This window comes from Pseudoalteromonas sp. CO342X (genome assembly GCF_004208915.1).
Taxonomy (GTDB): domain Bacteria; phylum Pseudomonadota; class Gammaproteobacteria; order Enterobacterales; family Alteromonadaceae; genus Pseudoalteromonas; species Pseudoalteromonas maricaloris.
The window spans coordinates 126,046-151,443 of record NZ_SGPH01000010.1 but is presented as its reverse complement, the minus strand read 5'-3'; the positions used below and the strand labels follow the sequence as shown (position 1 = coordinate 151,443).

Sequence of the window (25,398 nt, the reverse complement as noted above, 5' to 3'; positions counted from 1 at the left end):
CTAATTCTGGAAATTGCACTTAAATTCTCTTTGAATTAACGCCCGCAGAAGACGCGCCGTATTTTGGCGTCGCTCTTGCTGCGATTGTTATATGGTTTATTATTCAGGTCTAAGTGTCTCAAAAAACTGCGCATCCACCCAATATACATCGGAATCTTCTGAGCTAATCTTTCTATTAAAGAAAAAATATTTTCCGTCTGGCGATACGACTCCTCCAGTGTCCGGACCTTCTGTGTTTATCTTATCCCCTAAGTTAATGGCGGCCCCCCATGAACCATCTCGCTGTCGAAAACTTATATACAAATCCGAATCGCCGTACCCGCCTTCTCGTTCGCTGTCCCAAATTAAATAACTTTCATCTGGGGCAATGAAGGGGTGAGCTGTCCATTTTCCTGCGTTGATTTCTTTGCCAAATGCTTTTGGTGCTTCCCTATTTCCATCTATCAACCTGGAATACCGAATGGTGCCAATCTCTGTTCGTTCATCAAAAACGTAGGTGCCATTAGCGGAAGCTGTAAGGACCATGATAGGGATGCCCTCAAACGGGGGACCAAGACTTTTTAACTCTGACCAACCTTTATCGGTGCGCTCCCTATACTTATTTCCAGAGTGCATCGTTTTACCATCAGGCGAGATAGATCCACCCATCCGGGGGCCCAATACTGTCTCGTGCCATTGATTATTCTCGAATTTAAAAACAAGCGTCGTACTTTTTCTACTTTTTTTATTGTTCCTAGTAAAATAATACTCTTTCATGTCGGGTGAGAAGCGCCCGGTCCAATCACGATGCTCTTTCGATACAATACCAGGGGCGAAAACTTCAGGCATTAAGCCAGGAGGATGTTGCCCAAGATAAGGGCCCTCTAACACTGAAAAGTCATCCTGAGCATGACTTCCACTACTCATTATCAACACAGGAAGTAGCAGAAATACGAAACGGTAATTAGATTTCATGATTTTTGTCCTTATTTTATAATCAGCAAATTATTTCACATCGATTAAATTTGATAAAATTAGCTGTCAAATTAACCAAACTGACTTTTAAATACTTGACGTCCTAATGACTTTTAAATGATTTTGTTCTGACGGCGATAATCAACTTATTGAGTTACATATAACGCCCCGCTTAACGGCGAGCGTTAGCGAGTCCGGTGGAGGCCACGTTTTTTTGTAGCCGCAACGAATTTGAGCGGCTTGTTAGGCATTTTTATAGCGACTTAAATATACTTACTAATGAACTTAATGGGGTTGAATTATCAAATTCATGCATGGTATTCCCTTGGGTGCTACCCTCACGCATTTCAATTTTTTCAGAATCATGATTGTATGAAAACGCGTACTTTGTACCACTGATAGTTACCCAGAGAACGTTTTTTGTGGCGTTTCCGTGAGCCATTACTTTTATATTGGCATCATCTTTTCGCCATAGTATGGCACCTGCCAAAGCTAACGATATTTCTTCAACATTCCCCGCATGATGATCTGCACGAGACATCACCCCTGAAATATACTCAGAAAGTAGATTTACATCTTTAACGGTCAATGCCATGTCTAAACTTCCTTATGCCTAACGCCTTAATAACCGGCGCAGCTTTGCTGCGTCCGGCACCGAAGGTGCGAAGTTAATTAATTTGTTATAACTTACCATTCAGCCTAAAAAGTTCTGTCAAATCACTCCATCCAGCCATTTCTATTACACTTCCAGCTTGAACAAGAATGATTTCAAATATAATGTAAATTGATAAAGCATAAATACAAGTAGTTAAGAGTGCCGCGACTAGGTTTCGACCAGCCCAGAACAGGTATTCCGCTCTCGCTCCCCTTTCAATAATGGTCATGTTCTTTTGTTTTTCTAAATCGCTGCCACCAAGTTTTTCACTGTTTATCTCGTAGGCTTGTTTTACTAAGTCTAATATTTCAAAGGAATTATGTGCTATAAGTAATAGATTGCACATAAATCATACAGACAATTAGACATGGCACTTAGTTCAAATTCATTAATTCACTTTACAAATACGAAGAAAGCACTTCTTGGAATATTAACATCAGGATTTAGAGTAAGTTATTGTAAAGAAACTGTTTTCTTGAATAATAAAGAATATGTAATGTACGTGCCAATGGTAAGCTTTTGCGACATTCCATTATCGCAAATTAAAGATCATGTCAAAAAGTATGGCAAATACGGTATAGGATTAACAAAAACTTGGGCTGAACAAGCAAAACTCAATCCAGTATTGTACATAGAAAAGCAATCTAATATTGGTCAGTGTTTAGACCTAGCTTACGACAAGTTTGTACATGAAATTGAAGGTGATATCGACCATTTACCAAAAGCAAATCGCTGTTTCTACGATGTTTTCAGATACATCAAGAACTATGAGGCCGATTTAATTCGAAAGAGCACTGTTTATGAAAACTATAGATTTTATGATGAGAGAGAGTGGAGGTTTGTGCCTGATACTTGTGCAGATTGTCTAATGGTTATGGGAGAAGAAATTTTTAATAGTTCAGAAAATGATCCTTTGCGATCAATCGCAATGCAAAAAATTAAAAACCAAGTATTAAAATTTGATATCAGCCATATCAAGTACCTGATTGTTAAAGACGAATCAGACATTAAAACTCTTGTTCACCATCTCAAACAAACAAACGGAAACATTCCTTATGACGATATGGATAAACTACTAACGCGAGTTCTTACAGCTGAGCAGATACACACGGACTTGTAACTTGAGGTTGCACATAACGCCTCGCTTAACCGGCGCAAAATAGCAGGCTAAAATTAGCGACGAAGGAGCGCAAGCCTGCTGTTTTGCGTCCTTTTTGGTTAAAGCGTTTGTTAGGAGTTGATAATTCTCCTCCCAATGAACTGTATTGAAAAGAGAGTAAAACCTAATATTCCAACAATACCTGTATGCGTTTTCACCTGCACCCAAACTAGTGCTTTTATTGAGTTTTCTAGAGACCAAACTAAAAATTGGTAAGGTAGGAAACCTACAAAAAGAGGCAAAATTAATGCAGCGACCAATGAAAGGAACCAATAAATCGGCGCAGCGTTTAGTAACCAATTCATGAAATTAAAATCAAATTTATAAAATACTAAAAATATTAATGCAATGCCTATTAGATAAAACCCTAAAAAGAATAAGTGAACAGCATTCCTTTCAATGAATGTAAGTTTTTCGCTCTCGCCATCTCCAACCCATTTTATTTTAGGGTTAACATGAGATAACAATGGTCTTATAACCCTTTCAACAAATGCATTTAAATTGTTGAGTTTTATTGCTTCTACTGCCAGTAGGAATACAGCCAAGAATTCCACGATATCAAAGAACAAAGACAATTCTAAATAAACTCCTAACGCCTCAGTTAAAAGGCAAAATTTGGTTGGCTATAATGTGAAGCAGAGCGAAAACAGCCAACCGAATTTTGTCCGCTTTTAAACTGTTTGTTATACGTATCTTACACCTATTTCTCGCGGCTTAATTGTTCAAGGTAACTTTTTAATCTTACAAAATCTTCAAGCCCACGTTTATGTGTTTGATATTCTGGCTCCCAATATGCTACGGCAGTGTATTGATACAAAGAGCTTTCTAGCATCCAAGTATCTCCATCCATTCCTAGAGTTTTATCTTTCGGAAACACCAGTGCTTTCTCTAACTTACTAACTAACTTTGAGTACTGTTCTTCTGTTAATTCAATACGTTTCTTTGATTTAATACCTTTCCAGTCATAACCACCAGCGCCCTCATAAGTTGTAGTTATTAACTGATAGGGTTTGTGCCTAGTAACCTCATAGATAACAGGGTTCGAAAAAGTAGGTACTACTTTCATTTTTAAGACTGGTTGAAGATAAAAACCAGGGTCAGTGTATTCGATGGTATTTCGAGTAGATTTACAGCCAACAATTGAAAGTAGAATCAAAAAAATTGAAAAGTATTTCATATTACTACACCGATCCTTCGATACGTATAACATTTTAGTATTTATGCGACACGTAGTTTGTGTTGCATAATCGCTTGTTGGACTGAGCTGCTACCTGCTCGGTGTGACAGAGTTGGTGTTGTTTATGCTGTAGGAATTTGCTTTTTAGAGGCTCTCACTTTCCTAGCTAGTGTAATCAGTTTAGCTAGTGTAATCAGTTTAGCTAGTGTAATCAGTTTAGCTAGTGTTATGTAAGCTTTCCCTGCATTGCTCAGCGCTTATTATGTATTCATTACACCTAAATTTGCCTTAATAAGCAATTATATTTTTTATGCACACATAGGCCGCTAGCCTGAGCAATTAAGCAGGTTAACTAATTGATTTTACGCAGCTATCTAGCAGCTAACTCGTTCGGTCTACTTTGGTCGGTGTTGCATCTAACTTGAATACGCCAATTAGCCGCAAGATACCTACCTTACAATGCTGACAAGGCCAATTCGGTATCAATGTCACGTTTTCTCCTGTCTTTGGCCTCTTTGCTCTGCATGTGCATGACGCCTGCGACCTTATCAGCGCTAACTTTCGCTTGCGACATGCATTGGCTAAAAAACCGTAATGCCGAATACGCATAAATCCTTTCGGTAGTACATGCTGCAAATAACGCCGTAAGAATTCGTCATTACTCAGTGTCATCACTTTATCAAGATTATCATCTGCGTAATCTCGGTATTTGAAGCTCACCGACTGTGCATTTGCTGATACTAAACGTGATTCAGACATCACCCCTTTTCGGGTATACCGTGCTAGGTAACTTACTAGCTTTTCACTGTAAGCTAAACAGGCTTTGCTATACACGCACCATTTTGCCGGCGTGTTTATCTTCACGAATGAAGTATTAAACTCATTAAGCGCCGCTAGCATTTTTCCTCTAAAGACCGTTGATAACGCTTTAACGGGATATAAATACCCTTTTTCTATCTCATTCCATTGGAGCTTATTGAGCGTACCTGCTGGGATTAAACAGTGTAAGTGAATATGCTGACTTAAATTTTGCCCCCAAGTATGCAAGACGCTAGTCATTCCTAATTGGCCATGCCCTTTTCGGTTAGCAAATTTACTCAGGGTTTGCCATGCGGCCTTGAATAAACACTGATATAAGGTACTTGGATTATAGTGAGCAATGACATTAAGTTCATGAGGAAGCGTAAAAACAAGGTGAAAATAGCGACATGGCAATAAGTTTTCTTGCTGCTTTTGTATCCACCTTGTCGTTGCCATTCCTTGACATCGTGGACAATGCCGATCTCGGCAACTACACCCAATCTGCTGTGACTCACCGCAGTTATCACATTGCCATGTTTGATAACCGAGCTGACCTGTTCTGCATGATTGAAGGTGCTGACAAACACGCAATTGTTGGTAGCTCACTGTATGATTTTGGCGGTAATTACTAAGACTTGAATTTAAAATATCCGCGAGATGTAAAGTGCTCATGGTTTAACCCAACTTGCGAGTAAATCAACACCGCCATGCCCCAATTCGGGTAACCAATGTAAGTAGCTTTGCGTGGTTTTAATATCACTGTGTCCAAGCTGATGTTGAAGTTGGTGCAATGGCATGCCTGATTCAAGTTGATGTGTTGCATAAGCATGGCGTAATGCATGTGGATTACAGTGAGTTAAACCGCAATGTTGTGCATGCTCACGTAATGGTCTCCTAAAGCTTGATGCTGACATGGGTTTATCCATTAACCATCGTGAGTAAAACATCCACTTTGTTGGGTGATACATTTTCCAGTAACTGCGTAATTGGTTGAGTACGCTATCGGAGGCCACTACATAGCGTGACTTATCTCCTTTACCTTGCTCAATCAAAATGGTTTTTCGCTTTCCATCAATGTCTTGCACTTTAATATGTAAAAGCTCACCAATGCGTAAGCCACAACCATAGCAAACCACAATTAACGTTTTTAATCGCATATCCGTACAGTTTTCTATCAGCCGCCGAATATCATCTCGAGATAAATAGGTTGGTGCGCGAGTCTTTGCTTTTGGTAATGCGATATCTAGGTTCAGCGGTCGATGTAAAATATGTTTAAACAAAAACCAAATACTATTTATTTGTACTTTTTGGCTTGCTCTAGAGAGCTTACGAATTGCCGGATCGTTAAAAAAGATATTCAGTTCGTCATCAGTAATGGAATCGAGTGGTTTATTGAAATAGTGACTCAGTTTAAGTAGATGCTCACAGTAACTTTTGCATGTACGTTGCGAATACCCTCGGTAGGCTATTTCTGTTTTGACTTGTTCTATGAGTGGATTCATGACTTACCTCCAAGTTATGGGATAACCTCAAGGTAAGTGTGGCTCAGTTGGTGAGAGTAGGATCTCCGCGTAGCGGCTTAGTTCAACAATTTAATAGTGCGCAAATCGCGCATATTTCTGATTTGCAATCGCGCACTTTTATGATTGATTTAGTTTTAACAAAATTGATAACTCATTGCCAACATTATTAAAAGTTCAAGTTACGATTTTTTGAGAAAGATAAAAATGCGCAACTTGCGCATTTTCTTGAATATGGGGGAAATAGCTCTGCTTGTTAATTCTGGTTTTATCTCCTGAAGCAGCAAATTTGCCTGCAAGCACCAAACAAAACTGTCAGCACCGTTCTCCTCCCTCATCACACCCGAAAGTAAAGTGCCAATGAGTCATTTCAACGCATGGATGCGTGAAAAGCTGTGACAGGGCCAAGGATGTCCCTTACACAGCGGTGACGTTCATATTGGCAATTTACTTGAGGAGACAGTGTGATGTTGGGAGTGCCCTTTCTTTTGCTTACTTGTTCTTTGGGCATCAAAGAAAAGTAAGTCGTAGCCCATGGATGGGCGTCGAAACCAGTCAGGAGGACGGGCTGATTTTACTCATCGTATCGAGTCTTTTGGAAAAATCACCTTCCATGGTACGTATCAAAGCGCATCCATGCGCTCCTCGTTCATTCTTTTGAAACGACGCAAAAGAACGAACCAAGAAAACGTCGCCCCAGCATCACACTCAATCCTCAAACCCTAAGCCGATAGAATGCAACCGCCTTGTAAGGCACCTCCCTGTGCCTGACAAGACTTGGCCGACATCCTGTCGGCACATTGCATATCGGCTTATGCTTTTCGGGTGTGATGGAGGGGAAATAAGTCGCCTGTGGAATTTCCACTTTCTTATTAGCGATAGAGTAGTTTACAAGCTCAAAAAATTGCGGCTCCGATCTCACAGTACAAATAGTTTTGTGGGAGATGGTTCACCCGCCGAGAAGTTATGCTTTTCTGGTGTAATATTGACCGTGCGTTCTAGTTTTTCTCCAAAAGCAACAAATTTGCCAGTAAGCACCAAAAAATCTCTCAGCACCGTTTTCCTCCCTCATCACACCCGAAAGTAAAGTGCCAATGAGTCATTTCAACGCATGGATGCGTGAAAAGCTGTGACAGGGCCAAGGATGTCCCTTACACAGCGGTGACGTTCATATTGGCAATTTACCTGAGGAGTCAGTGTGATGTTGGGAGTGCCCTTTCTTTTGCGCAACGATTCTTTGGGCATCAAAGAAAAGGTTGTCGTAGCCCATGGATGGGCGTCGAAACTAGTCAGGAGGACATATTAGCCTTACCCTCCTTGGCTTATATCAAAGCGCATCCATGCGCTCCTCGTTCATTCTTTTGAAACGACGCGATCGAGCGAACCAAGAAAACGTCGCCCCAGCATCACACTCAATCCTCAAATCCTAAGCCGATATAGTGCAACCGTCTTGTAAGGCACGTCCTTGTGCCTGACAAGACTTGGCCGACATCCTGTCGGCACATTGCATATCGGCTTATGCTTTTCGGGTGTGATGGAGGGGAAATCGCGCTGTCTGTTAGTTCTGGTTTTATCTCCTGAAGCAGCTAAGTCGCTTACAAGCACCACAAGAATTTATCAGCGCCTTGTGTCTCCCTCATCACACCCGAAAGTAAAGTGCCAATGAGTCATTTCAACGCATGGATGCGTGAAAAGCGGTGACAGGGACAGGGATGTCCCTTACACAGCGGTGACGTTCATATTGGCAATTTACTTGAGGAGTCAGTGTGATGTTGGGAGTGCCCTTTCTTTTGCTATCTTTTCTTTGGGCAAGCAAAGAAAAGATAGTCGTAGCCCATGGATGGGCGTCGAAACCAGTCAGGAGGACAATAAAACAACACAGCGGTGACGTTCATATTGGCAATTTACTTGAAGAGTCAGTGTGATGTCGGAAGTGCCCTTTCTTTTGCGCAACGATTCTTTGGGCATCAAAGAAAAGTAAGTCGTAGCCCATGGATGGGCGTCGAAACCAGTCAGGAGGACAACAAACCAACACAGCAAGATTCAATACCTCCCAAAACAAAATCTTAACAATTCAGTGATGTAGATTTCGCCAGAACCCTGTATTATAAGCCTGTTAAAAGCTTAGGAACGGGTGCACCTGTACGCTAAGCGAATGGATACTAAAATCAATAACTGTGCTTATGGAACTTTTTGCGCGAATGGAATGATATTATGATCAAGAAAACCGCCATCATCATTGCAATATTGGCTGCTATTAGCGGCTGTAAATCGCTAGTTTATAAAGGTAATAAACTTTACGAAGCGGGAATGTACCGCCAAGCTGCTGAATATTATTCACAAGCACTCGCGGAGGACCCAGAAGATCTTGAAGCGAAACAAGGCTTAACACTGGCGCGAGATAAGCTTATAGATAAAGGTCTTATCGATGTACGTATGCTGCGCTTAGCAAATAACTACACCGCTGCTGCAACTAGGCTAGAAGAAATCGTAGAGAACCAAGCACAATGGCAAATGAAGCCGACCGGCGCGATGGCAAATACCCAAAGAGAAGAACTAGATTATGCGAGGCAATGGCTACTCGACGAAGCCCGTTCACTCTCAAATACGCCCTACCCCGATAAGTTTAAGCTGTTTGAACATAACTATCGCCATCTGATCAGTAATGCGCAATTAGCAAGCGCCATGAGCACCCACTATGACACGCTAAGAACGCAAGCGCAGAAAAAGTGTGATGAACTTGCAGGACAGGTCAGTGGGCAGCGTTTCTATTTAAAAAGTTTCACGGAAAAATACTGTTTAGCGTGGCAAACTCCAAAACGTTTACGTGTAGATAACCAAGATAAAAGTCGTTATTTTGCGATGAACATACGAGATCGTGTCGATATTGGCTTGCGCTTTGGCAACTCAATCAGAGGACAATATGGCGCATTTATCTCAAGCCTAAATACGGTATTTAATAATAGCCTGTGGTTTGATAGTGATGGCAGTCAACAGCTTTCATTAGAGTTATATGCAGATGCAGATTATTACCGCACTAGCAATCAATATATCCAGCGTAAGCATTATCAACAGGAAGTTGAACGACCAGACCCAAATAACTCAGATAAGACGCACACCGTAGAAGTCACAAGAGAGTTCACTTACCCGGTGACCATCTACGATGAGAAATTTGATATCAACGTTAATTATGAGGCGAGTTTAGCCCATCGTTATATCAAAGGCAGTGCAAGCGATAGTAAGCATAATAAAACCCGTGCACATCAGGCTGATTTTGAACAACTTGATATCACCCCGCTGTCTCCAGACTTTCTTAATCTTTCACAAATAACAGAAAAGACCTTTGACGAATTACTCAAAAAATTCTCTCAAGATCTTACGCTAACTTGGAAGCAAAATTACTGTGGGCAGGCACTTGGCACCAATAAAGGTGAAAATATTCTACGCTGTGCCAAGCTTGAACCTGAACATGACTATATCAACCGTTGGTTTGACCAGCACTTTGGGATCAAGTACTCAGAAATGACGACTTTATACGGTATTTGAGGCTCAGAATGAGTTTTGAAACTCGCCAAAAAGCCGAAAAATGATTATATTGTGCCAACTTTATTTGTATTAGGAATTAAGCTATGCCAAAGGCAAGTGAAATAAAAAAACATGCCGCGATCGAGTATAACGGCCGCGTAATGATTGTTCGTGACATTGAGCGCTCAGTACCACAAGGTCGCGCTGGTGGTAGCCTATACCGTATGCGTATGTACGATGTAGTAGATAACTCTAAAGTAGATGAAACTTTTAAAGCGGAAGAAATGCTGACACTTGCAGATCTTAACCGCCGCCCTGCAATGCTTTCATATGTAGATGGTGATGAATATGTGTTTATGGATGATGAAGATTACACGCCATACCACCTAAATAAAGAGTCTATTGCTGAGCAATTGTTATTTATCGATGAATCAACGAAAGGTTTATCTATCGTCGTGGTTCAGGGCATGCCTGTTTCTATCGACTTGCCTTCAAGCGTAGAGCTTGTGATTGAAGATACTTCACCTTCAATCAAGGGCGCATCTGCTAGCGCTAGAACAAAGCCTGCGACATTAACGACAGGCCTTGTTGTTCAAGTTCCTGAGCATATTTCAAGCGGTGACAAAATTAAGATCAACACTGCTGAATCTAAGTTCATGGGCCGTGCAGAATAAGTCCATTGCACTTTTGATAGCGAGCCGTAGTGCTCGCTATAGTCTAAAAACCCCCAAGTTTTCTTTGCAGCAGTAGTGCCATTCTATAACTTTGGCCTTACTCTTAAAAATCGCGCGAAACGCGGTTTACCAAACTTAGTATATCCTTGATATCGATAGGTAATTTGACTACCAATCGGTGGTGGTGATGCGCGCTCTTCGTCGCTAAACCCCGACCCAACTTTAAACTCCATACCTTGTTCATCTCTCACCAATAGCGATCCCATCATCCCTTGGTACTTTCCCTTGCCGGGTAAATGCTTAATCACGATGGCTTCGTCATCAAGGTACGGCTTGTATTTTAATACATTGGTTGTTCTTCCATCTTCGTGTTTGGCATTTTTAGCATGCAAAATAACCCCTTCACCGCCTCGCTTTAAGACATCATGATAATAGTCGTTTAGCTCATCAACGGAGCCAAATGATAGCTGCTTGACGGGTTTGATGTGTGATAACTCAATATGGCTTAGTAGGCTTAAGTAACGCTCATGACGCTGGGAGAATATTTCTGTAGAATTTGGCGCATCAAATACATAATAAGTCACTTGACGCCAGTGCTCATTATTAGGCGAGTGGCGTCTTGCAATCGCGCTCACAAAAGCAAAGTTATTGTACCCAGCCCACAACTCGCCGTCTAACCATGTATCAGGTAGCCCTTGCGTAAACCAGTCTGGCGCCTTAATTAAGTGACCACCACGCGTACGCAGTTGCGAGCCATCCCAAATGGCCCTAACACCATCGAATTTTTCACTAACAAGATAATTAGAAATATCTTCGTCGCCTTGATATAGCGAAGCAAGCTGGATTTTTGTGTGGGTTTCACTTCCATAAAGGAGATTGGAAAAACCTAATAATAGACAGAATAAGAATGGTACATATCGCATAGCATAATCCTTTGCAGTGGATAGTTAATACCAGCGAATTGGTGCATTGTTTGCGTTCGCCGATATTAAAAATTAACAAATTTCACACTTAAAGATTACACAAGAATCGACGTTTGTAAAATCGAACAGCTTTGACTAACAGTCCCCTGTTTATACCAATTGCTATTACCTTTCAGGGCAAAGCCAGTCAAAAACCGCTTCTAGATCGGTAAATGAATGATCGGCAAGACTCAAATCTTGTTTATTAGAGTGCATATTTGGCACGACAACCGCAGTTAACCCAGCTTCCTTGGCTGAAGTTAATCCTGTGCTGGTGTCTTCTATTGCTACGGCTTCGTGTGGCGCAATATTTAGCGCAGCAAGCGCCTTACGATAAGGTTCTGGATGAGGCTTCGGCTGTTCTACATCGTCTTTGCACACAATGACAGAAAATAACTCTAATAACCGGTAGTGTTGTAAAACAGGAAGCGCTTCTGCTTTGCTACTTCCTGTCACGAGTGCGATTGGACAACGCGTTGAGGTTAATTCAACAACTTGCTTTGCAAAATGCATTAACTTAGGGAGTACTTCCGCAGCAGTTGCGACAAAGACGACATTTTTTTCATCACATAAATCGCGGGCAGAAGGCGCAAGTTGGTGTCTTTCTTTGAGTATATGCGCGGCTTTAAGCGTTGGTACACCCGAAAACTCATCACAAAAGTCATGCTCCGTATAAGTAACCTGATACGGGGCTAACACCTTCATCCAACTTTGGTAATGGAGTGTTTCTGAATCAACTAATGTACCGTCAAAATCAAATAAAACTGCCTGAAAACGCATTTACACTCCTTAATTTGGTTGTATTAATTAACCGTTGATCCCTGCTGGTGGCTCAGCAGTTGCTTCTTCACCGCTATCAACTTCAACTAATGTATAGCCTCGTGGCTGTCTAATCACTTTTAGAATTGGCTTATCGAAAGCTGACTTCAGTCTATCTGCATCCGCTTGCAACTCTTCCATCGAACGACCAAAGGGTGCTGCACCCGTTTCAGACCAATTCGTTACCTTACCATTTAAGTTATATTCCACTTCATGGATTTGATATAAAGCCGCTTCGTCTTTTGTTGCTTCACAATATATCACTCGATAATTCCAAAAACCTGACATATCCACTCCTAACATAAAAATTTCATTAAAAAGCCCGCTTAATGCGGGCTTTAGTTACTCTATTATAATCACTGTAGCGTGAATTAGAAGAATTTCACTTTGAATTCAGCACCAATGAAGCGCGCTTCATTTAGCATACCGGTGTTGTTATTGAAATCTACACCACCGATAACCACTTGCTCGTCAAATAGGTTACGAACAAAGGCTGACACTTCATATTCATTATCGCCTTCAGACCACATATAACCAGTACGAAGACCTGTTTCAAATAACGCTTCGCCTTCAAATTCTACTGATTTGTATAAGAAGAAGTCTACTTCACTACGGTAAGACATATCACCATATACAAAGAACTCGCCGCCTTCTAACTCTTTCGTGTAGCGAAGTGTTGCGTTTGCGATCCACTCAGGAGCGTGAGGCAAGCTGTTACCATCCAAAATTGCTCGAGCTTCTGGACCGTTCGCACCCTCAACCATATAGGTCGGATCCGTCACGGTACACTGCGCGCAAACCGCTACTGCTAAGTTTTTATCTTCCAACTCAGTTTTGTTATAGCTTAGGTTAAAGGTTGCATTTAGCTCATCCGTTAACACCCATTCGGTATCAAGTTCGAAACCATAACCGGTTGTTTTATCAGCATTCACTAAGCGGTTGAAGTTTGAGCCGCCACCTACAGCCGTTAGCTGTTGGTCATCCATCTGATAGTAGAATACTGTCGCGTTTACACGACCTTGGCCATCAAGTACGTCTGACTTAATACCTGCTTCAATTGAGTTGGTAGTTTCTGACTTAGCAACAGTCACTTCATCACCGAACAAAATACGGCCTTGAACACTTGGAGCACGGAAACCGTTAGCTACGCGACCAAACAAGTTTACGTCATCAGTTAGCTTATAAGTAGCACTTAAGTCCCAGCTTACGTGGCTATCGCTTGGGTTAGCGGTACCATCAAGTACGTCTGGAGAGCCGTTCCAAGGTGTTGGGTTTTTAGTACGCTTGGCGTAAAACTCTTTCTCATCGTCAGAATAACGCAAACCAGCTGTTACTTTTAAATCATCAGATACGGTGTAATCAAAAGAGCCGAATACCGCCCATGCTGATGTATCTTGATCTTGGTAAGCATAACCATTTTGTGCACCGTACTGACCAAGGCCAGCATCAAATGCAAATGTATCAAAGCTGTAGCTTTCAATCATGAGATCTTCTTCAAATAAGAAGATACCTACCTGATAGTTGTAATCGCCAGAGAAGTTGCTAGATAAACGAAGCTCTTGCGTGTACTGATTATGCTCAGGAATAACGTCAGCTGTTTCAGAAGCAAATGGAATGATACCTGGGCCTTGGAAACCAAGGAAGTCAGCACCGTAACCACCGTCAACGTCTGCACGAGAATAGATTTCAGCACTTTCCCAAGCAGTAATTGACGTTACAGTATGCTCAGGTAAGTCCCATTCAAGCTTTAGACTCAAACCTTGAGTTTCAACCTGTTGCGTCGAACGAGAGGCCGCATCGTGGTATACCACATCGTTGTCATACAGTGGGTTAATGTTATTTGTGCCTTTTTCGATTAGATTCGCACGAAATGCAATTGGGCGACCATCTAAATCACGGTAGTGGTAGTTAAGTAGGCCGTTAAAATCATCGCCTTCATATAGGAATTGAACACGAACGGCTTGCTCGCTGTAACCACCTAGAGAGTCTTCTTTCTCGAAGCCTGGCGCTTTTACATCGATATAGTCTTCTTGTTCCTGCCACAATGCAGAAATACGCGTTGATACACGCTCAGTTACTGAGCCGCCTACTGCGCCTTCAAAGTCTACCGCGCCGCGGCTACCATAAGAAACAGCAGCATAGCCATCAAACTCTTGGCTTGGTCTAACGGTGTCAAATTTAACAAGACCTGCTGGCGTGTTACGACCGAATAGCGTGCCCTGAGGACCACGTAATACTTCAATACGTGCAATATCGAATACAGGGAAGCCTTTTAGAATAGGGTTTTCTTGAACCACTTCATCAACAACCAAAGATACAGGTTGAGAAGCATTTAGATCGAAGTCTGTGTTACCTAATCCACGTACGTAAAAACGTGGGAAAGTACGACCAAACGAAGATTCTACCGATAAACTTGGGATCTTCGCATTCATAAAGCGAATGTCCATACCCGCTGAGCTGTAAGCGTTCAAGTTATCACCTTGAAGCGCTGAAACAGACACAGGTACTTCCTGCGCGTTTTCAACACGTTTACGTGCGGTAATTTGAATAACTTCTAGTTGATTTTTTTTGGCTTGCTCTTCTTCAGCAAGTGCAGAAAATGAAGTACCTGCCACAGCAGAGAACAACGTAGCATTAATAAGGGTAGCTAACGTAGATCTTTTCATTGCTTTCATGTTGGTTTTCGACCTTTTAGTGCACTCTTTGTTCAACGGTTTAAAATTTGGGCGCCGTTTCACTTGGCGTGAACGTTCAATTTTTCGCGATTTGAATACAATAACGCGGACCTTACAGTCGAGAGTGCGATACAACTTTGTAAGGCTGAACGAGACGGCGGTAATTATAGCAGGTAATTTCTACTTTGCTTTATAAACCGAACTAAAAAATCAATTTTTTTGCAACTTTCAGCGACGTTAGCTGACAGTTTACAACATTTAGCAACAAAAAACACAAAAAAGCGGACAATTGTCCTTTAAACTTAATGGTATATAAGTTCCAAAAAACCATCTTTACCGATAACAGAACCATAACACAGTGGTCGAAACTGTGCCGGTTACCTAAACAATACAAATTTGCGCCCAAACAAACGTATTGGCCATATCGGAAACCATGATTGCAATGCCAATGATATGACACCGGCGTAATGATAAAGTTCAAACAAAATTAAAAAGAGGACATTAGACCGATTAAAGGGAAGTTTTAGCCTTTCTATGCCAATTATGAATAAAAGGCTTAAGGTAACTGCATCGATGTGAATTCGGCACGGCCAGTCTGTTCATTGTATTCAATTATAGCTACCGCGGCAGTCGAGAAGATAGGCATTGTATCCGGGCACAAACGGTCTACCAAGTAACTAACTATTGGCATATGTGCGACTAAAATCCAGGTTTGGTATGTTGGATACATAGAGATAAGTGTTTCTAAATAATCGATAGCTGTGTGTGCTGATCCACTCGGTACTATATCTGAACAGGTTTCAACAAATTTAGGAGTTTGAAGTGCAAGCACTTGCTCCGCGGTTTGTTGTGCTCTGACGAAGGGACTCACAAGTGCTGCGTCTATCTCAAAATATTGTTTCAACCATTCACCTACATCCTTGGCTTGTTGTAATCCTTGTTCGGTTAAATTTCTGCTTGCATCGTCGGCTTGCATGGGTTCAGCTTCACCATGACGCATTATCAAGATAGTCTTCATACTGTTCAGCACCTTCTGTTTAAATCACCCTACGTATATGCGGACTTATGCGTGATGAGATCCACGTTTAACCTATTGTCGCTAATGGCCTTTCCCTTCTACGCCACTCACACTCGGGATCTTATACTTGCTGACTACTCACATATGCAGCTTGGTATTATTTTCTTCTAAACCGGTAGCTATCTCACTGGTTTGTTCGCTATATTAAAACAAATGAAGGATTAACATGAAATGAAATTCTAATTACCTTCAGTTATCTTTTAACTAATTTATCGGCAGCAGCATATTGAAACTGAGTAATAATGATAGTCGGCAGTACCAATTACTAACACTGGACAATGGTCTTAGAGTCTTGTTGATCAATGACGATTCAACTGCTAAATGCGCCGTATCATTAACAGTTAATGTCGGCCACTTTGACGACCCCGAAACGCGTCAAGGGATGGCGCACTTTTTGGAGCATATGCTATTCCTTGGTACGGCAGAGCACCCTGACTCAGGTGGCTTTTCGCAATTTATTAGTCAGTATGGTGGCCAGAGCAATGCGTGGACTGGTACCGAGCACTCGAGCTATTACTTTGACTGCGACGCCGAACAACTAGACGAAGCATTAGAACGCTTTAGCCAATTTTTTGTGTCTCCACTGCTGAGCGAGAACGATACTGAAAAAGAGCGTGAAGCCATCGATGCCGAGTTTAAAATGAAAATCAAAGATGATGGCCGTCGCATCTATCAAGTTCATAAAGAAACCATCAACCCTCAGCATCCTTTTGCCAAGTTCTCTGTTGGTACCAGAGACACGCTCGCAGATCGTAATGGTAATATTGCCAGTGAATTACGAGCGTTTTTCAATCAATACTATCAGGCCCAGTGGATGACTTTGGTGATAGCTGCACCACAACCGCTGGCTACACTTGCGACCTTTTGCTCACCTTTTACAAAAATTGTTGGCAGCAATACACAAAAGCCAGCGATCCAAGCCCCTATGTACCGAGAGCAAGATCTGCAGCTAGAACTGCAAATAAAGCCTAGAAAACATATGCAAAAACTTATTGTCAGTTTTGCTATGCCCAACCCTACAGATTTATACCGCCATAAAAGTGTGAGCTTTTTAGCACATTTGTTAGGGTATGAAGGTAAAGGCTCACTGTATTCTATCCTCAAGTCACAAGGTTGGATCAATGCACTATCGGCTGGTGGTGGGATCACGGGTAGTAATTTCAGAGATTTTAATATCAGCTTTGCACTTACCGATGAAGGGATTGAATACTATGAAGACATAGTGGAAATGCTGTTCGAGTACATAGCATTAATTAAGCAAAATACCGCCGCACTACCACGCCTTTATCAAGACAAAAGCACTTTACTAGATATCGCGTTCGATAACCAAGAAGTCGGCCGCATGTTAGACTGGGTAAATTCAATCAGCGTGAATATGCACCACTATGAGGAAGAAGATTTTCTCTATGGTGATTATCGCATGGATGGCTTTTCTCAAGAGCAGCACGAAAAACTACTGATGCATTTGTGCCCTACCAATATGCGCCTTGTGCTTATCCACCCTCATGTGGAAGTAAATAAAAAGGCCAAGTGGTACAACACGCCATATAGTGTCTCGCCAATAGCCAAAGATTGGATTGAATCGCTCTATAATGTGCATATGCCTTTGCCACAAATGTCGCTGCCACTAATTAATCCATATCTTAGCGCGAAGAATCCACTTCATGATGTAGAGAGAGAACAGGATACGCCGATCCGTCTAGCTGATCAGCCTGGATTTGAATTTTGGTTTAAGCAGGATTTGACTTTTAGAGTCACCAAAGGGCATTTTTATCTCGAAATAGATTCCGCCCCATCCGTCACCTGTCACAAGCATATGGCACTCTCTCGCCTGTTTGCCGATCTCTTTATGGATGCGGTCGCTGAGCGTTTTTATAGCGCAGAATTAGCCGGCCTTAGTTATCATATTAATTCCCATCAAGGTGGCTTAACACTTCACACCGCAGGGCTTACTGGTAATCAAATCACCTTGGTTTTAGAGCTAGTCGAGGCGCTACTGAATCAACCAATCCATGCAGCTCGCTTTGCGGAATATAAAAAGCAACTTATCCGCCATTGGAAGAATCACAATAAGAATAAGCCTGTTAGCGAACTGTTTAGCCGACTTGGTGCCCATTTGATGCCCTGGAACCCAAGTCCTGAAGACTTAGCCAGCGCACTTAAAAGTGCTAGTTTTAACGAATTTCAACTATTTCGAAAGCAGTTTTTTTCAGCCATTCATGTCAAAGCTTTCATGCATGGCAACTGGCAACTAAAACATGCTGAAAAATTAAAAACATCCGTGCACGGGCTATTTTCAAGTAGCGAAATTTTAGAAGATTTGAAACGTCCCTTAAACGAGTTGACGAAATTAACGGAACAACATATCGAACGCAAAGGCAGTGATTATGCCTTCATTGAATATTTTCAATCACGTACCGATTCCGTTAAAGAAAAAGTCACCATGATGGCGATTAATAATCTCATTAATCAAGATTATTTTGAGCAATTAAGAACAAAGGAACAACTTGGTTATTTAGTTGGCGCAGGGTATGCACCATTCAATACACGTGCAGGTATCGCTTTTTATATTCAATCTCCCAACTTTGATAGTGAACACCTACTTGCACGGCACAATCAATTTCTTAAGCAGTTTGCCAAACAATTACATCAGCTCGATGAAGTGAGTTGGCAACGTTCGAAAGAAAGCTTGTTACTACATATATCGGAGCAAGACAAAAATCTAAGGCTAAGGGCGCAGCGTTTGTGGATTTCAATTACCAATGACTTCCACCAGTTTGATATGCAACAAAGATTAATCCAAGCTTTGGCCGACTTGGAATTAGAAGACATCCTTACTTATATAGATAAGATGTTAGAGCCAAATGCTCCACGACTGATTTTAAAGTGTAATTAGTGTTTTAGTGTAAGCAAGGAGTGCTTATCAAACTTTTGAATTACTAATAAGACTTTTCTCACCTAGTCCATTAATTTGAGAGCTAATAAAAGTTCAAAAAATACGCAGCCATACTCGTTAGAACAATGAATTTCATCTGAAACTTTGTTTCGCTGTTGTGAAAAACCGCAATTAACCTGAATTTCCCCTTAATCAACGTTTTCCTTTTGACTACTACAATGGCTTGATTTAGATTAGAGATTGCAGTTATGAATTACGCATTATATGAGCCTAAAAATAAAAACAATAACAATCAATGCACTACTTTTATCACTGACTCCGCATGTAATTTACGCCAGTGACGCAAGTGTATTAACAGGTGCCCAGTTAGCTTGGCTCGTACCATGCGTGATTGCTCTGCTCAGCATTCCCTACTTAGTTTGGTCAAATCACCAACTCAAAAAGTCCACTCTTCAACTTAAGCATTCAGAACAACGATTTAAAAGTACCATTGAAGGCAGTGGCGATACACTATGGGACTGGAATATTCAATCAGGTGAGATTGTTCGGATCAACGATAAATACGGCATGAACTCTGCGAAGCCTGGCAGCGTCATCCCCAACCAGCATAGGATCCATCCACAAGACCTATTAATCGTTGAAAAGCTGATGAAACAGCACTTCGCAGAAAAGACACCATTCTTTGAAGCAAGCTATCGTATTAAAGATGAACTAGGCCAGTATCACTGGGTGTTAGACCGAGGCAAAATTATCGAGAAAGATGCCAACCTTAACCCTCTAAGAATGACAGGTACGGTTCGCGACATTAGTCACTTCAAGAGTACCGAGGAAAGGCTAAATCTGTTTGCAAAATGTGTTGAATCTCTTACTGACGCGATCGCAATTTATGACCGACACTATAATTTGGTCGATCTCAATCCGAGTTACCTTAAATTATTTGGTGGCCAACGAGAACATTATCTAAATAAACATTTTAGCTTACCAGGCTATGACAATAAGTTTGTTGCTCAGGTAAAGGCTCAGCTTAAACAAACAGAGCATTGGCAAGAAGAACTTAAACTTCGTAATGCGGCAGACGTACTCTTACCAATCGAAATTACGATTGATGAAATTAAAAATAACCACGGTCAGATAAGTAACTATGTGGTTGTTTACTCTGATTTAACTGAGCGTAAAAAAGCAGAGTCTCAACTCCATAATTTATCTAATCGCGATCGTACAACAGGTCTTCCCAATCGCAACTTGTTCTTTACCAATTTACAAAAGTTGTCATTACAAGGGACACACCATGCGCTACTTGTCTTTGACTTAGATAACTTTAAAAAGATCAACGATTCGCTAGGCCACCAGTTAGGTGATACGCTACTTGCGAAACTGGCAATGCGGCTAAATAAATTAGCTCGCCAACAAGATACCTTCTACCGACTAGGTGGTGACGAATTTGCGCTGGTGATTTCAGGCACCAATGATATTCACACGATTACACGCACAGCAAAACAGTTTCTAGCGGCGATTGCGACTCCTTTTAAAATTGCTAATCACGAGTTAGTGATCACCTCTTCTGTTGGAATTGTACTGTGCCCTGAAGATGGTAAGTCTCCTGAAAGTCTGCTGAAAAACGCGGATACGGCTATGTATCATGCCAAGCAAAAGGGTAACCATTATTTATTCTTTAATGATTCCATGAACGAGCAAGCGGTTAAGCGTCTGCAAATTGAAAACTTAATGCGCTATGGTCTCAAAGAAGATCACTTTGTTGTCTACTATCAGCCAAAAATGAATATTAAAACCGGTGAACTGGTTGGCATGGAAGCGCTAGTCCGTTTCATTACCCCAAAAAAGGGGGTGATAAGTCCTGGTGTATTCATCCCTATCGCAGAAGAAACCGGACAGATCATCGAAATTGGTGAAGTCGTTTTAGACAAAGCATGCCGTGATGTAAAGCGCTGGATTGATAAAGGACTGTTCAATGGCAGAGTTGCGGTTAATTTATCAGCAAAACAGTTTAGCTTGCCGGATCTAACCACTCGTATCGACATTATCTTGCAAAAAAATCAACTTCCTTCTTATTTTCTTGAGTTAGAAATCACAGAAGGAACGGTGATGGACGATCCAAAAGAAGCAATTTCGATAATGCGCTCACTTAGTGCTAGAGGGATACATTTAGCCATGGATGACTTTGGTACTGGCTATTCGTCACTGGCTTATCTCAAGCAATTTCCGCTAAATACACTCAAGGTCGATAAAGCATTTATCGATGATATGGGTAACGAGCGCGGTAGAAACATGGTTGACTCTATTGTCACTATCGCGCATAACTTAGATCTTCACGTTGTTGCGGAAGGGGTTGAAAATGAAGAACAACTCAATATTTTAGAGCAGCTAAACTGCCAAACAGTTCAGGGCTATTACTATTCAAAACCGCTTTCAAGCAGTGAATTTGAACAATTTTTAAAGCAACACACCCCGAGTGAAAAGCCAAACCTACAGCTGGTGCAATAGTCTAACTTCATTTGACCTAACCACTTTACGCTTTCCAACTAACTAAATTTGCGCAGCGACGCATCCACGCTCTGCGATAGTGCACTCGAAACAGAATTAACGCCGCGGGGCCTGTTACTACGGCCAAACTTAACCAGCGTTTTCTTGGCATTCCAGTCCATAGAGTTTGAAGATACATTACCATCGCACATAAAGCTGAAATTATTCCAAAAGCCACTGATACTCCTCGGTTTTTTAATTCAATAAGAAAACTAAAACATTCTTTATTAGGAAAGAAACATCACATTTCGATGCTATTTACTAATGCGGCAGATGAGTCTACACAACGTTTAATATTTAATCAATGAAGAAATTATTGTTGCATATTTTTGTATTATTTAATTTAATAGCGGACTGTTTAGAGGTATAGCATTGCACAAGGGATGTTATGCCGTAACTTTTCCTAATTTGGGAAACAGAGACAAGTGGGAAATTTTTTACGGTCAACTGGCAATGATTTCCTAGCTTAGTCCACTTAGGTTATGAGTGTATTTTTAGCATAATTTGTGAAGCCAACTTAGTCCTTAACTGGAAATTAAAAGTTAGCTTTTCTAATATTGTAGACGACTGAAATTTTAGTGCTTTTACACACTGTACTTATTTTAATCGTCAACTGTGAGTTAAACCGATATAAAACGGTCAGTTATTCAATAATTGTCTGCGTTATAACGCCATAGTATAGACTTTCTGATAGTTTTTACTGATAGACGATTACAGTATTATCACAAGAGCTGCTAAACTTACTCTCATGTAGTATTAACTGTTACTTCAAGGACACGGGCTATGGATCAGAAAAGCGTACATGAATATTTGCAGGCCAAGCCTGCAACCTTTATCACTAAGCCTTTTGCGCAAGACGTAGATGTGTACAAAGTTCAGCATAAAATGTTTGCAACTCTAACTGAGGGGAAAGAGGGGCAAGTAGATGAAAATGGTGAACCTGTTTGGTGGTTAAATGTAAAATGCGACCCTGACGAAGCATTATTGCTTAGAGACAAGTATTCGTCTGTTGTGCCTGGTTATCACATGAATAAGCGTCTTTGGAACACAGTCATCTTAGATGGCACTATTCCAGAAGACGAAATAAAGAAAATGATCGATGATTCTTATCAAATCGTCGTAGATAACCTACCGACCGCACAACGTGAAGAACTTGCTAGCAAAGTCACGCAACGTTAATTAAAACGGCATTTAGGTAGACCTAAATGCCGTTTTACCTTTCTATATCCTCGCATTTAATCTCTATCTTTAATGTCGATCAACTTGTCTTCAAATCACTCTGGTAGTATACAAAAAGAATAACCTAGCAATAATAGAGTGGCGACATGACGAAAAGGATAGCAGTACTGACAAGTGGCGGCGATGCGCCCGGTATGAACTCAGCGATTAGGGCTATCACGTTAAGTGCCTTGAGATCTGGATTTCAGTGCTTTGGCTTTTTTCATGGTTACAATGGTCTAATTAATCAAGAGTACACCGAGCTAAGTGCGGTTTCCGTCACCGATATCACCCAACTTGGTGGCACAATTCTAAAAAGTGCCCGCTGCCCTGCGATGCTAGAACCCGCTGGCGTGCTGCAAGCAGCAAATGCTCTGAGAAAGCTCCATATTGACGTACTTATTGTGATTGGTGGTGACGGCTCGTTTAGGGGAATGCAGGCGCTGGCAGCTCACTGGCAAGGTCAGCTAATTGGTATTCCCGGTACTATAGATAACGACCTTTCAGGGTGTGACAACACCATTGGTTTTTCCACTGCCATCAATACTGCCACTTCTGCAATAGATAAAATCCGTGATACCGCAAATGCCTTTGAGCGAGTTTTTATCACCGAGGTGATGGGTCGTCATAACGGGCATATTGCTTACCATGTAGGTATTGCGACAGGTGCTGAGGCTATCATTTCATTTGAAAATTGCACGGCAGAGCATACCTCTCAGGTCTTAGCTCATCTCAAAAATGCCATAGAGCAGCAACATCAACACGGTAGCTTTTTGATTATACTGGCCGAAAATTTATGGCCTGGCGGCGCTCAAGCGCTTAAAACAGAGTTAAATAGCAATGCCGATATCAATTGCGCACTTTGCGTGTTAGGGCATATTCAACGCGGTGGGGCACCATCTGTTGAAGATAGAATGCTCGCCACGGAATTAGGGGTAGCGGCTGTGGAAGTGGTCAGTGGCAGCATCAAAGCAAACACTGAAGTTGCGACGCCTATTATGGTAGGAAAAATACATGGTGCAATTGTAATTACTGAAGTCGAGAAAGTGCTGAATATGGATAAACCAGTATCACAGGAATGGGTGCAACGATATCAGCACTACCTCGCCGAGCAATAAATACAGTGAGAGTGAAGCACATATTGATTATTCACTCTCACTACAGCTTGTGTAAGCGCTAGCCAAACACGCTAAAAGCAGATTCGTTAAGCCACAGGTGACATAAAATACTTGCGATATAACCAAGCAAAATCACGGGTGCCCATTTTAAGTGCCCCATAAAAGTATAATAGCCTCTAGCTTGCCCCATGAGCGCAACACCTGCCGCCGAGCCAATAGAAAGTAAACTCCCCCCTACCCCAGCCGTAAGCGTGATCAACAACCAATGGCCATGTGACATTTCAGGTTGCATCGACAGCACCGCAAACATCACAGGAATGTTATCGATGACCGCGGAAATAATCCCTAAGAATACGTTGGCATAGGTTGCAGACCATTCACCATATAATATCTCTGACATTAAACTTAAATAACCGAGAAACCCAAGACCACCAACACACATAACAATACCGTAGAAGAATAATAAGGTATCCCACTCAGCGCGTGAAACTTTGCTAAAGACATCAAATGGCACAACACTTCCTAACTTCTCGAGACGCTCTTGATCCCCTTCTCTTTCCGCCATCGCTCGCTTGCGTGCTAACGACCCAGGCAATGTCATTCTTAGGAAGTAACCAAAAAACTGTAGGTAGCCCAGCCCCATCATCATGCCAAGAACCGGTGGTAAATGCAGCAAGCTGTGTGAAAGCACAGCGGTTGCGACAGTCAGTAGGAACAAAGTTAAAATTCTTAAAGCGCCGCGTTTAAGCTCTACTCTTTCGTAAACTGCACTCGGCTTTCTATCCGCCACAAAATAACTCATTACGAGTGCAGGTACGATGTAATTGACCAGTGAAGGAACAAATAGCGCTAAAAATTCACTGAAATGTACCATACCGGCTTGCCATACCATCAAAGTGGTAATGTCACCAAAGGGACTGAATGCACCGCCAGCATTGGCTGCTATCACGATATTGATACAGCTTAGATTGATAAACTCTTTGTCACCATCAGCCACCTTCATCACCACGGCACACATTAGTAAGGCTGTTGTTAGGTTATCTGCAATTGGAGAGATAAAAAAGGATAAGAACCCAGTGATCCAAAATAGATTCTTATAGCTAAAACCCTTTTGGATCATCCACGCTCGTAGTGCATCAAAAAGGCGGCGCTCCTCTAGCGCGTTGATATAAGTCATCGCAACGAGCAAGAACAACATCAACTCCGCAAATTCTAACAAATTATGCCGAAACGCATGCTCGGTAACATCGGGTTGTCCCTGATTAACATAATACGCCCCAATCATGAGCCAAATGATGCCTGCCGCTACAAGCACTGGCTTTGATTTTCGCATATGGAGTTTTTCTTCGAGCATTACAAGTGCGTATGCTAAAACGAAGACAACAATACAAACCAAGCCGAGTGTCGAGCTGGTAAGATCTAAGGTGCCTTGAGCCGCCAAGGCTGGTGATGGGATCACGGATATGACCCATGCGCAACAGAATAGCAGTAGTCCATTGATTTTCATTTTTTTGCCTATCGATGAGTGCAGAGGGATGGCATTTCAGCCAAACTCACTTTAGCATAGATAAAAAGTAATCAGCATTGGACTGAAGTCTAAGGCATCCTGTTTACAGTATTACAAAC

21 protein-coding genes are annotated in these 25,398 nt (G+C 41.6%); 7 read left to right on the top strand and 14 right to left on the bottom strand.

Annotated elements, in window-relative coordinates:
- Nucleotides 1-99: 99 nt before the first annotated feature.
- The 3 genes from EXT47_RS02670 to EXT47_RS02660 form a co-directional block, all read right to left on the bottom strand.
- Nucleotides 100-954: a PD40 domain-containing protein gene (locus tag EXT47_RS02670; protein ID WP_039493847.1), complete on the bottom strand. Its 855-nt coding sequence runs from the start codon at nucleotides 952-954 to the stop codon at nucleotides 100-102.
- A 253-nt stretch (nucleotides 955-1,207) separates the two neighbouring features.
- Nucleotides 1,208-1,549: a hypothetical protein gene (locus EXT47_RS02665; RefSeq protein ID WP_039493850.1), complete on the bottom strand. Its 342-nt coding sequence runs from the start codon at nucleotides 1,547-1,549 to the stop codon at nucleotides 1,208-1,210.
- Nucleotides 1,550-1,634: 85 nt separating this feature from the next.
- Nucleotides 1,635-1,955 (bottom strand): hypothetical protein, encoded by a 321-nt coding sequence (locus EXT47_RS02660; RefSeq protein WP_039493852.1) that lies wholly within the window; start codon nucleotides 1,953-1,955, stop codon nucleotides 1,635-1,637.
- A gap of 21 nt (nucleotides 1,956-1,976) precedes the next feature.
- Between EXT47_RS02660 and EXT47_RS02655 the strand changes: the two genes are divergently transcribed.
- Complete coding sequence (locus EXT47_RS02655; protein ID WP_084204224.1) at nucleotides 1,977-2,729, top strand: abortive infection system antitoxin AbiGi family protein; 753 nt, start codon at nucleotides 1,977-1,979, stop codon at nucleotides 2,727-2,729.
- Nucleotides 2,730-2,839: 110 nt separating this feature from the next.
- Here EXT47_RS02655 and EXT47_RS02650 read toward each other — a convergent pair whose 3' ends face one another.
- The 5 genes from EXT47_RS02650 to EXT47_RS23790 form a co-directional block, all read right to left on the bottom strand.
- A complete protein-coding gene (locus tag EXT47_RS02650; protein WP_165383787.1) occupies nucleotides 2,840-3,343 on the bottom strand; it encodes a hypothetical protein in 504 nt (167 codons plus the stop codon).
- A gap of 125 nt (nucleotides 3,344-3,468) precedes the next feature.
- Complete coding sequence (locus EXT47_RS02645) at nucleotides 3,469-3,945, bottom strand: hypothetical protein (RefSeq protein WP_039493857.1); 477 nt, start codon at nucleotides 3,943-3,945, stop codon at nucleotides 3,469-3,471.
- Nucleotides 3,946-4,326: 381 nt separating this feature from the next.
- A complete protein-coding gene (locus EXT47_RS02640; protein WP_039493859.1) occupies nucleotides 4,327-5,418 on the bottom strand; it encodes an IS91 family transposase in 1,092 nt (363 codons plus the stop codon).
- Nucleotides 5,415-6,248, bottom strand: a complete 834-nt coding sequence (locus EXT47_RS02635) for a tyrosine-type recombinase/integrase (RefSeq protein ID WP_010605914.1) — start codon at nucleotides 6,246-6,248, stop codon at nucleotides 5,415-5,417. Before EXT47_RS02635 ends, EXT47_RS02640 begins: the two co-directional genes overlap by 4 nt.
- A 936-nt stretch (nucleotides 6,249-7,184) precedes the next feature.
- The gene (locus EXT47_RS23790) at nucleotides 7,185-7,322 is read right to left on the bottom strand and encodes a hypothetical protein (RefSeq protein ID WP_165383786.1); all 138 of its coding nucleotides are present in this window, start codon (nucleotides 7,320-7,322) and stop codon (nucleotides 7,185-7,187) included.
- Nucleotides 7,323-8,480: 1,158 nt separating this feature from the next.
- Here EXT47_RS23790 and EXT47_RS02630 point away from each other — a divergent pair.
- Together EXT47_RS02630 and yeiP are read left to right on the top strand one after the other, a co-directional pair.
- Nucleotides 8,481-9,812 carry a tetratricopeptide repeat protein gene (locus EXT47_RS02630; protein WP_130125825.1) on the top strand — a complete coding sequence of 444 codons (1,332 nt, stop codon included), beginning with the start codon at nucleotides 8,481-8,483 and terminating at the stop codon, nucleotides 9,810-9,812.
- An 83-nt stretch (nucleotides 9,813-9,895) separates the two neighbouring features.
- Nucleotides 9,896-10,465 (top strand): elongation factor P-like protein YeiP, encoded by a 570-nt coding sequence (yeiP, locus tag EXT47_RS02625; RefSeq protein ID WP_010606026.1) that lies wholly within the window; start codon nucleotides 9,896-9,898, stop codon nucleotides 10,463-10,465.
- 83 nt (nucleotides 10,466-10,548) lie between these two features.
- On the opposite strand, the gene EXT47_RS02620 is transcribed toward yeiP, so the two are convergent.
- From EXT47_RS02620 to sixA, 5 genes are all read right to left on the bottom strand, one after another.
- Nucleotides 10,549-11,388 (bottom strand): DNA ligase, encoded by an 840-nt coding sequence (locus EXT47_RS02620; RefSeq protein WP_130125824.1) that lies wholly within the window; start codon nucleotides 11,386-11,388, stop codon nucleotides 10,549-10,551.
- Between the two features lie 165 nt (nucleotides 11,389-11,553).
- Nucleotides 11,554-12,207 carry an HAD family phosphatase gene (locus EXT47_RS02615; RefSeq protein ID WP_130125823.1) on the bottom strand — a complete coding sequence of 218 codons (654 nt, stop codon included), beginning with the start codon at nucleotides 12,205-12,207 and terminating at the stop codon, nucleotides 11,554-11,556.
- A 27-nt stretch (nucleotides 12,208-12,234) separates the two neighbouring features.
- Nucleotides 12,235-12,534, bottom strand: coding sequence for a hypothetical protein (locus EXT47_RS02610; protein ID WP_010374748.1), 300 nt, complete (start codon nucleotides 12,532-12,534; stop codon nucleotides 12,235-12,237).
- A gap of 83 nt (nucleotides 12,535-12,617) precedes the next feature.
- Complete coding sequence (locus EXT47_RS02605) at nucleotides 12,618-14,921, bottom strand: TonB-dependent receptor (protein ID WP_130125822.1); 2,304 nt, start codon at nucleotides 14,919-14,921, stop codon at nucleotides 12,618-12,620.
- 556 nt (nucleotides 14,922-15,477) lie between these two features.
- Nucleotides 15,478-15,939, bottom strand: a complete 462-nt coding sequence (gene sixA, locus EXT47_RS02600; RefSeq protein ID WP_045987736.1) for a phosphohistidine phosphatase SixA — start codon at nucleotides 15,937-15,939, stop codon at nucleotides 15,478-15,480.
- Between the two features lie 286 nt (nucleotides 15,940-16,225).
- Between sixA and EXT47_RS02595 the strand changes: the two genes are divergently transcribed.
- The 4 genes from EXT47_RS02595 (at nucleotide 16,226) to EXT47_RS02575 (ending at nucleotide 23,772) form a co-directional block, all read left to right on the top strand.
- The gene (locus EXT47_RS02595) at nucleotides 16,226-18,895 is read left to right on the top strand and encodes an insulinase family protein (protein ID WP_130125821.1); all 2,670 of its coding nucleotides are present in this window, start codon (nucleotides 16,226-16,228) and stop codon (nucleotides 18,893-18,895) included.
- Nucleotides 18,896-19,159: 264 nt separating this feature from the next.
- Nucleotides 19,160-21,397, top strand: a complete 2,238-nt coding sequence (locus EXT47_RS02590) for a bifunctional diguanylate cyclase/phosphodiesterase (RefSeq protein WP_039493874.1) — start codon at nucleotides 19,160-19,162, stop codon at nucleotides 21,395-21,397.
- Between the two features lie 822 nt (nucleotides 21,398-22,219).
- On the top strand, nucleotides 22,220-22,615 hold the full coding sequence (locus tag EXT47_RS02580; protein ID WP_010374742.1) for an MmcQ/YjbR family DNA-binding protein: 396 nt from the start codon (nucleotides 22,220-22,222) through the stop codon (nucleotides 22,613-22,615).
- Between the two features lie 146 nt (nucleotides 22,616-22,761).
- Entirely contained in the window at nucleotides 22,762-23,772 is a 1,011-nt protein-coding gene (locus EXT47_RS02575) for an ATP-dependent 6-phosphofructokinase (protein ID WP_130125820.1), read from the top strand.
- A 58-nt stretch (nucleotides 23,773-23,830) separates the two neighbouring features.
- On the opposite strand, the gene nhaD is transcribed toward EXT47_RS02575, so the two are convergent.
- Nucleotides 23,831-25,279, bottom strand: a complete 1,449-nt coding sequence (gene nhaD, locus EXT47_RS02570) for a sodium:proton antiporter NhaD (RefSeq protein ID WP_039493878.1) — start codon at nucleotides 25,277-25,279, stop codon at nucleotides 23,831-23,833.
- Nucleotides 25,280-25,398 lie beyond the last annotated feature (119 nt).